Annotated in this window: 12 protein-coding genes; 2 read left to right on the top strand and 10 right to left on the bottom strand. The window is 60.7% G+C overall.

From position 1 onward, the window contains the following. Nucleotides 1–98: 98 nt before the first annotated feature. The 7 genes from pafA to DCC24_RS02535 all read right to left on the bottom strand — a co-directional run bounded on the left by pafA (nucleotide 99) and on the right by DCC24_RS02535 (nucleotide 8,617). Complete coding sequence (gene pafA, locus DCC24_RS02565) at nucleotides 99–1,532, bottom strand: Pup--protein ligase (RefSeq protein WP_110098344.1); 1,434 nt, start codon at nucleotides 1,530–1,532, stop codon at nucleotides 99–101. 95 nt (nucleotides 1,533–1,627) lie between these two features. After that, nucleotides 1,628–1,834: a ubiquitin-like protein Pup gene (locus tag DCC24_RS02560; protein ID WP_110098343.1), complete on the bottom strand. Its 207-nt coding sequence runs from the start codon at nucleotides 1,832–1,834 to the stop codon at nucleotides 1,628–1,630. A 48-nt stretch (nucleotides 1,835–1,882) separates the two neighbouring features. Then, nucleotides 1,883–3,649, bottom strand: a complete 1,767-nt coding sequence (gene dop, locus DCC24_RS02555) for a depupylase/deamidase Dop (protein WP_233491949.1) — start codon at nucleotides 3,647–3,649, stop codon at nucleotides 1,883–1,885. Between the two features lie 4 nt (nucleotides 3,650–3,653). Next, nucleotides 3,654–5,438: a proteasome ATPase gene (gene arc / locus DCC24_RS02550; RefSeq protein WP_233491948.1), complete on the bottom strand. Its 1,785-nt coding sequence runs from the start codon at nucleotides 5,436–5,438 to the stop codon at nucleotides 3,654–3,656. A gap of 49 nt (nucleotides 5,439–5,487) precedes the next feature. After that, nucleotides 5,488–6,609, bottom strand: coding sequence for a tRNA (adenine-N1)-methyltransferase (locus DCC24_RS02545; RefSeq protein ID WP_110098341.1), 1,122 nt, complete (start codon nucleotides 6,607–6,609; stop codon nucleotides 5,488–5,490). Between the two features lie 71 nt (nucleotides 6,610–6,680). Next, a complete protein-coding gene (locus DCC24_RS02540) occupies nucleotides 6,681–7,892 on the bottom strand; it encodes a site-2 protease family protein (RefSeq protein ID WP_158524579.1) in 1,212 nt (403 codons plus the stop codon). Further along, nucleotides 7,889–8,617, bottom strand: coding sequence for an HAD family phosphatase (locus DCC24_RS02535; RefSeq protein WP_110098339.1), 729 nt, complete (start codon nucleotides 8,615–8,617; stop codon nucleotides 7,889–7,891). The genes DCC24_RS02540 and DCC24_RS02535 overlap by 4 nt, the downstream gene beginning before the upstream one ends. Nucleotides 8,618–8,831: 214 nt before the next feature. On the opposite strand from DCC24_RS02535, the gene DCC24_RS02530 reads away from it, so the two are divergent. Further along, nucleotides 8,832–9,785: a proteasome assembly chaperone family protein gene (locus DCC24_RS02530; protein WP_233491947.1), complete on the top strand. Its 954-nt coding sequence runs from the start codon at nucleotides 8,832–8,834 to the stop codon at nucleotides 9,783–9,785. On the opposite strand, the gene mshC is transcribed toward DCC24_RS02530, so the two are convergent. The 3 genes from mshC to DCC24_RS02515 all read right to left on the bottom strand — a co-directional run bounded on the left by mshC (nucleotide 9,733) and on the right by DCC24_RS02515 (nucleotide 12,418). Next, nucleotides 9,733–11,064, bottom strand: a complete 1,332-nt coding sequence (gene mshC, locus DCC24_RS02525) for a cysteine--1-D-myo-inosityl 2-amino-2-deoxy-alpha-D-glucopyranoside ligase (RefSeq protein ID WP_110098338.1) — start codon at nucleotides 11,062–11,064, stop codon at nucleotides 9,733–9,735. The genes DCC24_RS02530 and mshC overlap by 53 nt on opposite strands. A gap of 103 nt (nucleotides 11,065–11,167) precedes the next feature. Then, nucleotides 11,168–12,004 carry an undecaprenyl-diphosphate phosphatase gene (locus DCC24_RS02520; RefSeq protein ID WP_110098337.1) on the bottom strand — a complete coding sequence of 279 codons (837 nt, stop codon included), beginning with the start codon at nucleotides 12,002–12,004 and terminating at the stop codon, nucleotides 11,168–11,170. 138 nt (nucleotides 12,005–12,142) lie between these two features. After that, nucleotides 12,143–12,418 (bottom strand): hypothetical protein, encoded by a 276-nt coding sequence (locus DCC24_RS02515; protein ID WP_110098336.1) that lies wholly within the window; start codon nucleotides 12,416–12,418, stop codon nucleotides 12,143–12,145. Between the two features lie 197 nt (nucleotides 12,419–12,615). Here DCC24_RS02515 and DCC24_RS02510 point away from each other — a divergent pair, with 197 nt between their 5' ends. Then, nucleotides 12,616–12,846, top strand: a complete 231-nt coding sequence (locus tag DCC24_RS02510; protein ID WP_110098335.1) for a DUF5703 family protein — start codon at nucleotides 12,616–12,618, stop codon at nucleotides 12,844–12,846. Nucleotides 12,847–12,860 lie beyond the last annotated feature (14 nt).

The raw sequence follows: 12,860 nt of genomic DNA, 5'->3' as shown, positions 1-12,860 counted from the left end.
ATCCTCGATCATGTAATTGATATAGACATTCACGGTGGGGTTCTCTGTACCAATGGTTACACAAACATCGGCAGGCGTGAAAGATTTTGCACCGTGGTTTATCCCTCGAGCCCAGCGCGTGCCAAGAGTTCATCGACTTGACTGGAATCTGTGTCTAAGGGCTCTTTTGTATGAACTGTATGAAGCGGGAAATCGACAAATTTCAGATGCGTCCAGTCCACGGCGTATCCCATCCCCGCATCGCGGGCAGCACGGATAAACCGGCCACGAATACTGGCTCGAGTGGTCTTGGGTGGGTGTTCGGTGGCGTGGGTGATGTCCTGATCGGTCAGGACCCGACGGGCTGCATTGCGTGATTGCAACAAGTAAAACAAGCTCCGATCGGGGTTGATGTCGTGATAGGACAGATCCAATTGTTTGGCCCGCGGGTGATCAAGACCATAACCGTTTTTCCCGCAATAGCGGTTGATAAATCGGTACTTAATAGCCCAGTCGATCTCGGTATCAATCCGAGAAAAATCTTGGGCCTCCACGGCCTCCAAGGTGCGCTCCCAGAGCTGCATGGCGGCCGATAATTCATCGTGGTGGGCACCATGTCGTTGAATAAAGTGTTGCGCCAAGGCCAGAATCTCCCACTGGATTTCTAATGCCGAACGGGTACCACCCTCAGCGAGGTCAAGTTGCTGGGTTCCGGTTAAATCATGGGAGACCTGCCGAATGGCGCGGACCGGGTGAGCTAGTTGCAATTGCGGTAGGGGCACCCCAGCCTCCAGAATCCGCAACATCAGATCGGTGGTGGCCAGCCGTAACAACTGGGTGGTCTCGGACATATTCGAGTCCCCGACGATGACGTGCAGCCTCCGGTGTACCGCCGCATCGGCATGGGGTTCATCGCGGGTGTTGATGATCGGACGCGCCCTGGTGGAGGAGGATGAGACCCCCTCTTGGACGTAGTCGGCACGCTGAGAGAAGGCGAAATGGGGCTCGGGGTTCACCGGGAACCTCGCCTGCTCGGGTAGTTGCGAGGGGTCCGGGATGATCACACCGGATCCGGTCATCAGCTGGCGGGTGATCAAGAAAGGAATCAACGCATCGGTGAGCCGCCGAAACCGTAGCGACCGGGTGATGGTGTAGTTCTCGTGGGAGCCGAACGCGTTGTTCTGGGAGTCGGCGTTATTGCGATAGAGATAGATGGTTCCGGAAAATCCATCCTCGGCCAAGGCCGCTTCGGCCCGGTGGGCCAGCTCACCGAAGATGCGCTCACCGGCTTTGTCCGAGGCGATCAGTTCACTGGGCAGACTGCACTCGGCGGTGGCGTATTCGGGATGGGAGCCCACGTCCAGATAGAGCCGAGACCCGTTGGAGATGAACACGTTGGAGGAGCCGCCCCAGGACACCACCGGCCGGAACAGGTAGCGTGCCACGTCCTCGGGGCTCAGCCGGCCGGTGGGACTGCCGGTGCGGGGGTCAATTCCGGAGGGAACATAGTGCACCCCATATTCGGTTTCCACGCCGAAAGCGCGATGGTCCATGGTGTGAGGCTCCCCTTTCTGTGTCTCAGCCACGCCAACGGTACAATGTCCGAGACGGTTGTGGCCTTCGTGGTGCTGGTGGTGCTATCGAGGGTTTACTGGCCACCTTTTTGGACGAAGCCTTTGACGAATTCCTCGGCGTTGGTTTCTAAGACGTCGTCAATATCGTCGAGCAACGAGTCCAAGTCTCCGGCCGAGGAACTGCTACTGGTCGCCGGTGCGGTCGCCGGTTCCGGGGTGCCCGGGTCGTGTTGATCCTCACGTTGGTTGCGGTACTGGGGTGAGTTCTGTTGTGCTGCCATGATGGTGATCCTCCTGATCGGTCCTAATGGTGTGTGGTGGTCCTGAGCCTAGCGGTCATACCGGGTGCTGCGTTGAGAGCGTGGCCCGTTGTGGTATCGGCTCAGCACGGTGAGCACCTCGGTGAGTGCCTGATTGGTCTGCGGGGAGGGTGTCGCCGGGACTGGCTCGCGTCCGGGGCGGAAGATCTCGGTGTCCTCCCCAACCGGGGCACCGGTAGACAGCTCTTGCAGGTGGCGAATTTCGGCCTTGCTACCGGCCAAGGGCTCGCGCAGGTCCAGCCGGTAGAGCCGGCCCTCGTGGTAGGGCCGGAAGACCAGGTTGTCCCAGGACACCCCGGCCAGATGGGCGCCAAAGATGCCAATACTGCGACCGCGGGTATAAGCCCGAGTGTCCTCCGGCGGGTGCATCACCGCCCGGTGAACGACGGTATCGTCGACGAGCTGGCGGATGCTCCCCCGGGCTACCAGCGCGTGGTAGAGGCCCTTGTCGGGACGAATATCGGCCCACTGCAGGTCCATCATGGCCAGTTTGGCCTCGTCCCACCTGCCAGTGGCCGTCCGAGCGCGCATGGCATCGAGCAACCGGTATTTGCCGAGCCACTCGATCCGGTCACTGAACTGATACGGGTCGGTGCGCAACCCGTCCACGGCAGTCCGCCACTCGTAGAGCACCTGACGGGTCTGTTCATCGGTGATCTGAAAACGTTGCACGTGGTCTTCGGCGGCCTCCAGGTAGCGTTCTAACAGATCCAGCCCGGTATATTGGCCGGCACCATTGACGGTCACTGTGGCCTGCAACGACGGATCGTGGCTGATGGTTTGCAACGCTGCGACCGGGTCGGCCAGCTCGAGGGCGGGGGCGGTTCCTAGCTCGATCATGTGCAACACCAGCGAGGTCATGCCCACCCGCATCCAGGTGGCCCACTGACTGAGGTTGGCATCACCAATAATGACGTGCAACCGCCGGTAGCTGGAGGCGGTCGCGTGTGGTTCGTCGCGGGTATTGACGATCGGGCGGTGAATGGTGGTCTCGATCCCGACTTCTTCTTCAAAGAAATCTGCGCGCTGGGAGAGCTGGAACCCAGCCCGGCGGTCGCTGATGCCGATCCCGACCCGGCCCGAGCCGGTGATCACCTGTCGGGCGACGAAAAACGGCAGGAGTCGGGCGGTGAGTTCGTCGAAATTCAGGCCTCGGTCCACCAGGTAATTCTCGTGGGCCCCATAGGAGGCGAGTTTGCCGTCGGTGTTGTTTTTATAGATTTGGACCGCGGCCCGATGGCTGTGGGCGTTCAGATACGCTACCGCCGAGCCGATGATCAGATCCCCGGCCTGGTCGTAGATCATCGCCTGCCAAGGGTTGGTGGTCTCTGGGGAGGAGTATTCCGGGTGGGCGTGATCAACGTAGAACCGTGCCCCATTGGGCAATAAGGTGTTGACCAGCTGGTGGATCGGTTTGCCCTCAGCATCGTTGAGTGGCTGGTTGGTTAGCTGGGTGGGGTGGGCTTCGGTAACCGGGATCCGCCATCCGCGGGCGTCCATCAACGGGGATTCCTCCCCGTAGTCCCACTCGGTGCCGGCCACCGGGACGTGGTCGTCCTGAAGCTTTTGAGCGTAGGCGTTGACGACATCGAACGAGAGGGCTGCGTGGGATGCCCCCGGCTGGGTGGGGGCGTGAATCCCGTACTCGGTTTCTAATCCCACCACCCGGTGGACACCCCATCCCACGGTGGCTCGTCCGGCGGGGACGAGGTCTTGGGCGCCTGCTGGCAACAGAGTTGGTGGGCGCTGGCTGGAGCTCTGCTGGTGCTCGGTCACCGGATTACTCCCCCGCCGAGGTGGTGTTCGCTGACGTGGTGTGCTGAGCCTGGTTGGCTTTAACCGCTTCTTCGACCCGGCGGGCATTCTCGTTCTTATCGCCCAAGAACGAGGCCTCACACAGCATCCGTAATCCCACCACCCGGGGTCCGCGGTGACCAGAAATTTTCACCCACTCCTCCGGGGAGGAAGTATTGGGCAGATCCTGCTGTTCGGCAAATTCTTCAGAGACCGCCCGAACCAGGTGCTGGGTCTTCAGTCCCTTGGCTGCCTGCGGGTGATGGTCCTGAGCGGCTAAATACTCCTTGATGGCATGGGTTTTGGCCCGATCCACCACATTGGCGATGGTAGCCCCCGAGGCGAAATCCGCAAAGTGCAACACCTGAGTGGAGCCATCCAGGTAGGTCACCTCCACATACTCGGTCTGTGGCACCCGGGCGTACATGTAGGCTGCAGCGGTGGAGATCATCGACTCCACCGTGGCCTCACGACTGCCGTGCACCGCCAGCTCGGAGGGGTGCAACGGCACCTCAGCAGTAACGTACTTGCCAAAGATTTCGCGAGCTTCGGCCTCATTGGGGCGCTCTACCCGAATCTTGACGTCCAGGCGACCCGGGCGCAGGATGGCCGGATCGATCATATCCTCCCGGTTGGACGCACCGATAACAATCACATTATTCAGTGACTCCACACCGTCAATTTCTGCCAGTAACTGCGGGACGATGGTGGTTTCGACATCGGAGGACGTCCCGGACCCGCGGGTGCGGAACAGTGACTCCATTTCGTCGAAGAAGATCACCACCGGGTAGCCGTCCGAGGCTTTTTCCCGGGCCCGAGCAAAGAGGGTGCGAATATGGCGTTCGGTCTCCCCCACATACTTATTCAGCAACTCGGGGCCCTTGATGTTCAAAAAGTAGGCGGTGCGATCCCCGGAGCCACGTTGGGCTAAGGAGTTGGCCACCGCTTTGGCAATCAGGGTTTTACCAGTACCGGGGGGTCCGTACAGCAACACGCCCTTTGGTGGGGTCAACCCGTGTTCGCGGTAGAGGTCAGGGTGGGTGAACGGTAGCTCGACCGCGTCGCGGATCATCTCAATCTGATCGCCCAGTCCGCCAATGTCGTCATAGGAAATATTGGGGACCTTCTCCAACACCACATCTTGGACCTCGGAGAGAGCAACCACGTCGAAAACATAACCGGACTTCACGTCCACGGTGACTGCGTCACCGACACGGATCGGGCGATCGGTCAGTTCGTGGACCCGCCGCATCACGTGCTCGTCATCGGCGCGACCGACTACCAGTAACAGCCCGTCATCGAGTACTTCTTTCACGCGAGCCAGCTCGCCGGTGGTGGTGTGCCCCAAGACCGAGATGACGCAGAGGGATTCGTCGAGCAACACCTCGGCACCTGAGACGACCTGCTGTGCATCCAGCAACGGGGACAGGTGCGTGCGGAGTTTACGGCCGTTGTAGAGCACATCCACGCTCGCCCGAGTGGTGGCAGCTAGCTCGGTGCCCTCCACCGCCTGGCGGGCCGGGTGGTACTGCAACACGGTGGCAAAATTAAACGGTGGCAGTGCTGCGTCTTCAATGGATTGCTTTAACGTGGCAATCTGTTCGCGGGTGAGGTCCAGCATCTCCACCATCCGCCGGTTATTGCGGGAGGCGGCGTCAATGTCATGACGTAGCTGCCGATTCTTCTCCACCAATGAGCCCAGACGGCGCCGCATGGAGGACAGCTGTTGCTCGGCGGTGGTTGCGGAATCAACGCGTGCCGGTTCCGTCATTGAAGACCCTCCTAACGTTCTGAGGTCACCCTTCTATTCTACGCGTATCCTACGCGGTGGACCCTGGAGGTTGAGTGTTGTTCTCCCCCAGCTCACCGGAATGTTGCTGTGTGGTGACCTGGGTGGTGCGCTGTGCTGTGGCGGCGTGTTGGGCGTACCGGGTTGCCGCGCGGGCTTCTTTGCGGGCACGTTTGGGTTTGGCCTCGCGTTGGCCGTGTTCTTCGGGTACCCAGCGCGCCTCGTCGCTGGGCGTCCACAACTCAATGTCGTCGTCACTGAACTTTTCGGACTTATCACGCTTGCGCAACTGCAAAGACTCTTGGTGATCGGCCATCCGGCGGGTGACCAACAGGAATCCGGTATGTCCGATCATCCGGTGTTCGGGGCGGACCGCCAGTCCTTCAACGTGCCAATCCCGCATCATGGTTTCCGAAGCCCGGGTGGCGGTAAAGGATCCGGACTCACGAATGGCTTCAGCGGTCCGAGACAGCTGGGTGGCCGTGGCCACGTAGGTCAGCCACACTCCCCCGGGTACCAGGAGTTCACGGACCATCTCCACACACTCCCAGGGAGCCAACATATCCAGCACCACGCGGTCGAAGCTGCCCGGTTCGTGGTCCGCTAACGCCTGAGTTTGGACATCGCCGAGGTGGAGGTGCCAGCCCGGGTGGGGGCCGGCGAAATAGGTTTCGATATTTCCTCGGGCAATGTCGGCGAAGTCCTCGCGACGTTCATAGGAGTGCACCTGTCCCTGATCACCGACCGCTTGCAACAGCGACATGGTCAGTCCCCCGGATCCGGCTCCGGCCTCCAGCACCCGGGCGCCGGGATAGATATCGGCCTGTTGCAGAATTTGACCGGAATCCTTCGGATAGACCACGGTGGCTCCGCGTGGCATGGAGAGCACGAAGTCGTTCAGTAGCGGTCGCAACACCCGGTACTGGTGGCCCAAGGAATTGGTGACCACCACGCCGTCGGGTCCGCCAATCAACTCGTCGTGGGATAAATACCCCTGGTGAGAATGAAACACTTCTCCCGGTACCAGCGTGATGGTGTTCATCTTGCCCTTCTCATCGGTGAGTTGCACTCGCTGGCCGGCCAGCAATGGGCCACGCCGGGCGGTCAGGCCGGTAGGCCGGGGCGTGCCGGGTGTGCAGGGAGTGTACGGCATTGAAGACGTCTCCTGTGGGGTTGAGGGATAGCGTTCGTTTTTGTGCGGGAGCCAGGACCGGGGTCGCAGGCTTATGGGCCGGTGGACAGATATACCGCGATGCGACTGCCCAACACAGCTGCCGCCGGGAGCTGGCTGGTGCTGGCCGGGGTGCCTGAGCCAGGGGTGAGCAGCAAGACCTGATCGGGATCTGTGGCTAGGGCCGAACCTAGCTCGGAGATCCGCCGGTCCGCGGGCACGTAGTGGGTGCTTCCGGTAAAGGCCTGGCTGACCTGGTGGGCGCTGGTCTGGTGGCGGAATTCGGTCGGTACCTGGGCCAGTGTGGCCGGATCAATCAGACCGGTCACCCGAGGGGGACCGGTCTCCTGCGACGAACTGAGCTGCACAATAAGTGGCTGGTCGTGATAACCGGACGGGTATTTCTGCAACTTGTCGATCACCTGGGCCACCGGGGTGGTTGCACTGACGAGGATGACAGCAACGGCGAGCTCTGCCAGCACCGTCGCCTCGGCGCGACGCAGGGCGTTGCCACGTTTAATTCCCTCACCGGCAGCCCCCCAGAGCATCAGCACCAGCACCCCGACGACGACCAATAACAGGATGGGTAGCTGATCGCCTCTCAGGATGAGCACAGCCACCACCCCGATGATCAGCGCGGCGACGATCAGGCGCCCAGACCAGCCGGCAGCAATCAATCCTTGGGCCTTGGAACCGGTGATCTTCCAGCCAATGGTTTCCACCACGCTACCACCGTCCAGCGGGTGCCCAGGCAGGAGATTAAAGGCAGCGATCAGCCAGTTTCCAGTGGTGAGCACGGAGATCAGGCCCAGCCAGGGGCTGGGAAGGTGGGGGCCGGTCAGCTCAGCCACCAGGGTCAATATCAGCGCCAGCAGGATATTGGCAGCCGGGCCGGCCAGAGCCACCACCATGGAGCGCATCGGGGTGCGGGGATGGTTGCCATCGTGCTCAGCAAAGGAGGTGTATCCGCCCCAGAGGGTCAGTCGGATCTCATAGACTCGCCACCCGAACGACCGGGCGGCGATGGCGTGGGCAAGTTCGTGGCAGAGCACCGTGATCAGTAGCCCGAGCACGAAGAACGCCGAGAGCAACCAAGGCAACCAGCCCGGGGCCGTCGGCGGGGTGAGGATCACGAAGAACGGGCGAATCAGGATCAGCAAGGCCGTAGCGAAGATCCACCAGCTCCAGGCCAACCGGATCGGGGTCCGATCGTAGCGGGCGATGACAATGCCCTGCTCCGAGATGGTGGCTGATGAGGCACTCACGATGGGGCCACCCAGTCTTGCAAACGCTGATAGCTCACTTCGGTGAGTGAATTCACCACCAACAACTTCCCGGACCGGGCCAGCCGGTGTTCGGTGATCTGGTCGGGTAAGGGGACCGAGCCGGTGCGACGGATGGCCACGGTGGGCAGTCCGGCGCTCAGTCCAGACAGGATCCCGGGGACCGAATCCTCCAAAACCACCACGCGACCAGACTCAGCGGCCCGGTCTAGCCCGAGCCGGGCGACGGCGGTGAGGTAGGGTTCTGGGTCCGGTTTGCCGTGGGTCACCTGGTCTCCCCCCACGGTGGCGGTGAACCCATGGTTCGGCACGGCAGACAACACGGACTCAATCAGGGAGGTAAACGAGGCAGAGACCACCGCGTGTAAAACCGCGCGCTTGTTGAGGTCCGCCAGTAGATCGGCTGCTCCCGGGGTCAGTGGCGCATGGCCGACCACCTGGGCGGTGACTCGCTCATATTCCATCCGGGTCAGCTCCTCGGCCGGAATCTGTACACCAAGTGAGCTGAAGATTTCGGCGGTCGCGGCCATGGTCTGGCCCTGGAGCCGGTGGGCCAGCTCCTCGGTGAACTCCACACCGTGCTCGGCTAAGATCGCGGCATGGGCGGCGTTCCAGGCCGGTTCGGTATCCACGAGGGTACCATCCATGTCCCACAGCACGGCCTGCAGTGCTCGGGGCGGAATGTCACAGCGGTTGGTGTCAGTCACAGTGGTGATGGTTTGCCTTCAGACGTTCGGTGGCATGAGGACTAAAGGTTAACTCTAGCGCTCGCCGTGGGCATTCCCCACTGATCTTTTCGCTCACCGTCGCTGACCCGGCACTTATCCAATAATGAACGTGAGGAGATTTCCCGGATGTCTCCAGCGGTAGTGGGTAAGGTGGATCAATAGTCTCTATTGCGTTGACCGAGGTGAAACGAGCGTGAGTTTTGAAGAATCCATGGATCGGCCAGCCGAGGCCGAGCCGGATGATCGGGAACCGGTGCGGTCTCTGCCGGACTACCTGCACTACCGTGCAGAACAGCCCACGTACCGTTCCCCGGGACCGTTGCGGATTATGGTTGCGGCCTTTGAGGGGTGGAACGATGCCGGTGAGGCGGCCACCGACGCGGTGGAAGAACTCGCCACCCAGGCCCATGCCGAGCAGTACCGGCAGGTCAACGATGACGACTATTACGATTTTCAGATGACTCGCCCGGTGGTCACTCGTGCGGAGAACTCCCTGGGGCAGATCAACTGGCCACAGACCCGGATTCTGCATTCTGCTGCCGGAACCACCACCGAAGACCAGCCGGATCTGTATTTTATGCTTGGCGTCGAGCCGTCACTGCGGTGGCGGGCCTTTGTGTCCGAGATCGTGGAAGTAGCCGAAGACCTCGACCTCGACGCGGTGGTGATGGTCGGTTCGTATCTTTCTGACGTGCCACACTCCAGGCCGCTGACCGCGACCTTGTTCTCGACCCAGTCGGCGGTACGGGCCGGTTTAGAGGATGTGCTCAGCCCCCACTATGAAGGCCCGACCGGCATTACCGGAGTGATCGCCGAGGAAGCCGCCCGTGATGGTTTTACGGTGCTCTCGGTCTGGAGCGTCGTTCCCCACTATGTCTCCCAGGCGCCCTCCCCGAAGGCGAAGCTGGGTCTGGTGACCCGGCTCGAGGAGCTACTGGGCATGCGGGTTGAGGTGGGCTCGCTGACCGAAGACGCTGAGGCCTGGGAGCGTGGCGTTGATGAGCTGGCCGAGGAGGATCAGGAAGTTTCCGATTACATTCGCCGGTTAGAAAAAGCCCAGGACACCGAAGAACTGCCCGAGGCCTCGGGTGAATCTATTGCCCGGGAATTTGAGCGGTTTCTGCGTCGACGGGATGATCAGCAGTAATCAGCTGGATCCCCAATACCGCCTCCACAACCTCCGCCACACCGGGGCGTGCCTCGGTTGGGGCGTGAGCCGAGGGTTGCGGTCCTCGTGCGCGGGCGCTTTCTGCCCAGACATCCACGGCCCGCAGTGCCGTGGGAGCATCCAGGTCATGGCTGAGGGCTTGGTGTATGGCAGAGAGCAACTCGGCCCCATCCTGTGTTGCTTCACCGGCCAGGGCTCGGCGCCAACCAGCGATCCGATCGGCGCTGTCGGTGAGCTCTCGGGTGGTAAATGACCAGTCGGTGCGGTAGTGGTGGTTGAGTAAGAGCGCCCGAATCGCTGCCGGCTCGTGGCCGTCGGCAGTCAGTTGGGAGACTAACACCAAGTTGCCCAAGGACTTCGACATCTTCTCCCCGTCGAGACCGACCATCCCGGCATGCACATATAACCGGGCCATCGGCGTGTGATCCACGGCGGTGGCGTGGGCAGCAGAGAATTCATGGTGCGGGAACCGCAGATCGGAGCCTCCAGCTTGCACGTCGAAAGGGGCCGGGAGGGTCTTGCGGGCAATCATTGAGCACTCAATATGCCAGCCGGGACGACCTCGACCGATGACGGCCGCATCCCAGGAGGGTTCCCCTTCGCGGGCGGCCTTCCATACCAGCGGGTCCAGCGGATTCTTCTTGCCGGGACGTTGCGGGTCTCCCCCACGTTCGGGAAAGACCTCCTGCATCTCCGCCAGACTCATCCCGGACACGCTACCCAAGCGCCAGTTGCAGGCAGCTTCGGCAGCCTCAATAGAAAAATAGAGGTCGCCGTCGGGGTCACCGTTGTCTCCGGGCACCGGATAGGCGATACCGAGCTCGTAGAGCTGGGTGACGATCTCAATGACCCAGTCCACCGTCTCGGAAACACTGAGGTAGTAGTCCGGTGGCAATACGTTCAGCTGGGCCATATCTGAGCGGAACAGATTGGTCTGGTCTTCAGCGAGTTGCTGCCAGTCCACGTTGGTGGATTGGGCGCGTTCAAATAGCGGGTCATCGACGTCGGTGACGTTTTGGGTGTAGACCACGGACTTGCCAGCGCTACGCCAAAACCGGTTCAACAGATCAAAGGCTACGTAGGTGTTGGCGTGGCCGAGGTGCGTGGCGTCGTAGGGCGTAATACCGCAGACGTATAGGGAGGCCTGATCGCCGGTGACCGTCGCATCCTGCAGGGACCGGGTTGCGGAATCGAAGAGCTCGAGGCGAGCTGATTGCGGTGGAAGCGACGGTGGTTGTGTGGCAGACCAGGATTCCACGGACCCTCCTGAAAGCGGTGTTGTCAGTGATGGCCGACGTCATCTCACAACGTCGTTGGTACCGTCTTGACTCTAATCGACGGTGCTGATCTGGTCATGTTGATTAGGCCGAGATGACATCAAAGCCCAGCAGAACGAACAGCACCGTACCCAGCGCAATGCGATACCACACAAAGGGCTTATACGAGTTCTGCGAGATGAACCGCATCAGCCAGGCAATGACGGCATACCCAACAACGAAAGACACGACGGTGGCCACGAAGGTCTCACCTAACCCGAAGGCTCCTTGGGCTTCGGCGGGGTCAGTCAGGGCGCCAAAGAGCTTATAAAAACCTGAGGCGAACACGGCCGGCACCGCCAGCAGGAAGGCGTAGCGGGTGGCTGCTTGGCGTGTGTAGCCCAGCGCCAGCCCCATAGTAATCGTGCCACCAGAACGCGAGACGCCCGGTATTAACGCCAGCGCTTGGGCGAAACCGTAGAGAATACCGTCACGCCAGGTGAGTTTCTCCAGCGGTTTGACCTGGCGACCTAACGTATCGGCGACAGCCAGCAACACACCGAAGACGATGAGCATGGTTGCCACGATCCATAGCGAACGGAAGCTGGTATCAATCCAGTCTTCTAACAGCAATCCCAGCACTCCAATGGGGATGGAACCGACAATGATCAGCCAGCCCATGCGCACGTCGGGATCGGATTGAGGTACTTTACGCGCTAAAGCCTGGAACCATTTGCTGATGATGTTGACGATATCTCGCCAGAAAAAAATCAGCACGGCCAGTTCCGTACCGATCTGGGTGATCGCAGTAAATGCAGCTCCGGGATCTTCGGCCCGGGGCAAGAACTCTCCGGCGATACGCAGGTGCGCCGACGACGATATCGGAATAAATTCTGTCAGGCCTTGGATTAGCCCGAGAATGATTGCCTCAATCCAACTCACGCCGGACGATTCTACGTCAGTTCTCTGAGAACCTTAGACACGGGTCGGGTGAGTCGAAAAATGTGGTGGTCGAACAGGGTTCATCCGCCCAGGCCAGCGATATACGTTCAGAAAGACGATCAGACCAGATGGGCCAGCCTAGTAATCCTCGTCCTCGTCGTCCTCGTCGTAGTCATCATCGTCAAAGTCGTCGTCATCGTCGTCGATGTCGTCATCTTCGAAAATGTCGAGAGGGGTGACCTCGCCGGTGACGTTGTAGAGGGCGTCCTCGTAGTTCTCAAATGCCTCAACCAGGGCGTCTTCGGCAGACTCCAACGTGGTCGTGTCCGAATCGTCCTTATTCAACGCCGCCATCATGTGCTCCTGCAGGGCGGATACTAACGACTGGAGCTCTACGCGTGGATCGCTACTCATAGTAGATACGCTAGCTGGAAATCGTGGCGTGGTACACCTTTATTCGGCATCTGTGTCCGATTTTCTTTCACGGTAAGCAATACGGTATTACGCCCACCTGCCTGGAGTGTCCTTGATCGGCTAGTCTGGACTCCAGCTGAGGATGCCTGCACCCCACACGCGTGCAGGTCCCACCACAACGTCAAGGAGAAGGCTCTGTGCGCGAAGATCCCGTGGTCTCAACCGTCGATAGTCTGACTCGCCAGGACCGCTGGGAATACCTGGTTTTGACAGTTGCCCCGAATGACTCCCTCCCAGAGGCTCGTCGCCGGCTGGTCGAGCACGCCGAGTACGGTAAATGGGAACTGAAACGGTCCTTGATCTACCGCGGTGGGGCGCGCCGTTTCTGGATGCGTCGGAAGATCTATAAAGTCGCGTCCACCCTCTAGACGGGCTGACTGGG

Origin of the sequence: Auritidibacter sp. NML100628 (assembly GCF_003185985.1) — a bacterium.
Lineage (GTDB): Bacteria > Actinomycetota > Actinomycetes > Actinomycetales > Micrococcaceae > Auritidibacter > Auritidibacter ignavus.
This window is presented reverse-complemented; position numbering and strand designations above follow the sequence as displayed.

Excerpts from the sequence above, each read along its gene's own strand:
- pafA (WP_110098344.1), bottom strand. The coding sequence starts at position 1,532 with ATGGACCATCGCGCTTTCGGCGTGGAAACCGAATATGGGGTGCACTAT.
- DCC24_RS02560 (WP_110098343.1), bottom strand. The coding sequence starts at position 1,834 with ATGGCAGCACAACAGAACTCACCCCAGTACCGCAACCAACGTGAGGAT.
- arc (WP_233491948.1), bottom strand. The coding sequence starts at position 5,438 with ATGACGGAACCGGCACGCGTTGATTCCGCAACCACCGCCGAGCAACAG.
- DCC24_RS02545 (WP_110098341.1), bottom strand. The coding sequence starts at position 6,609 with ATGCCGTACACTCCCTGCACACCCGGCACGCCCCGGCCTACCGGCCTG.
- DCC24_RS02515 (WP_110098336.1), bottom strand. The coding sequence starts at position 12,418 with ATGAGTAGCGATCCACGCGTAGAGCTCCAGTCGTTAGTATCCGCCCTG.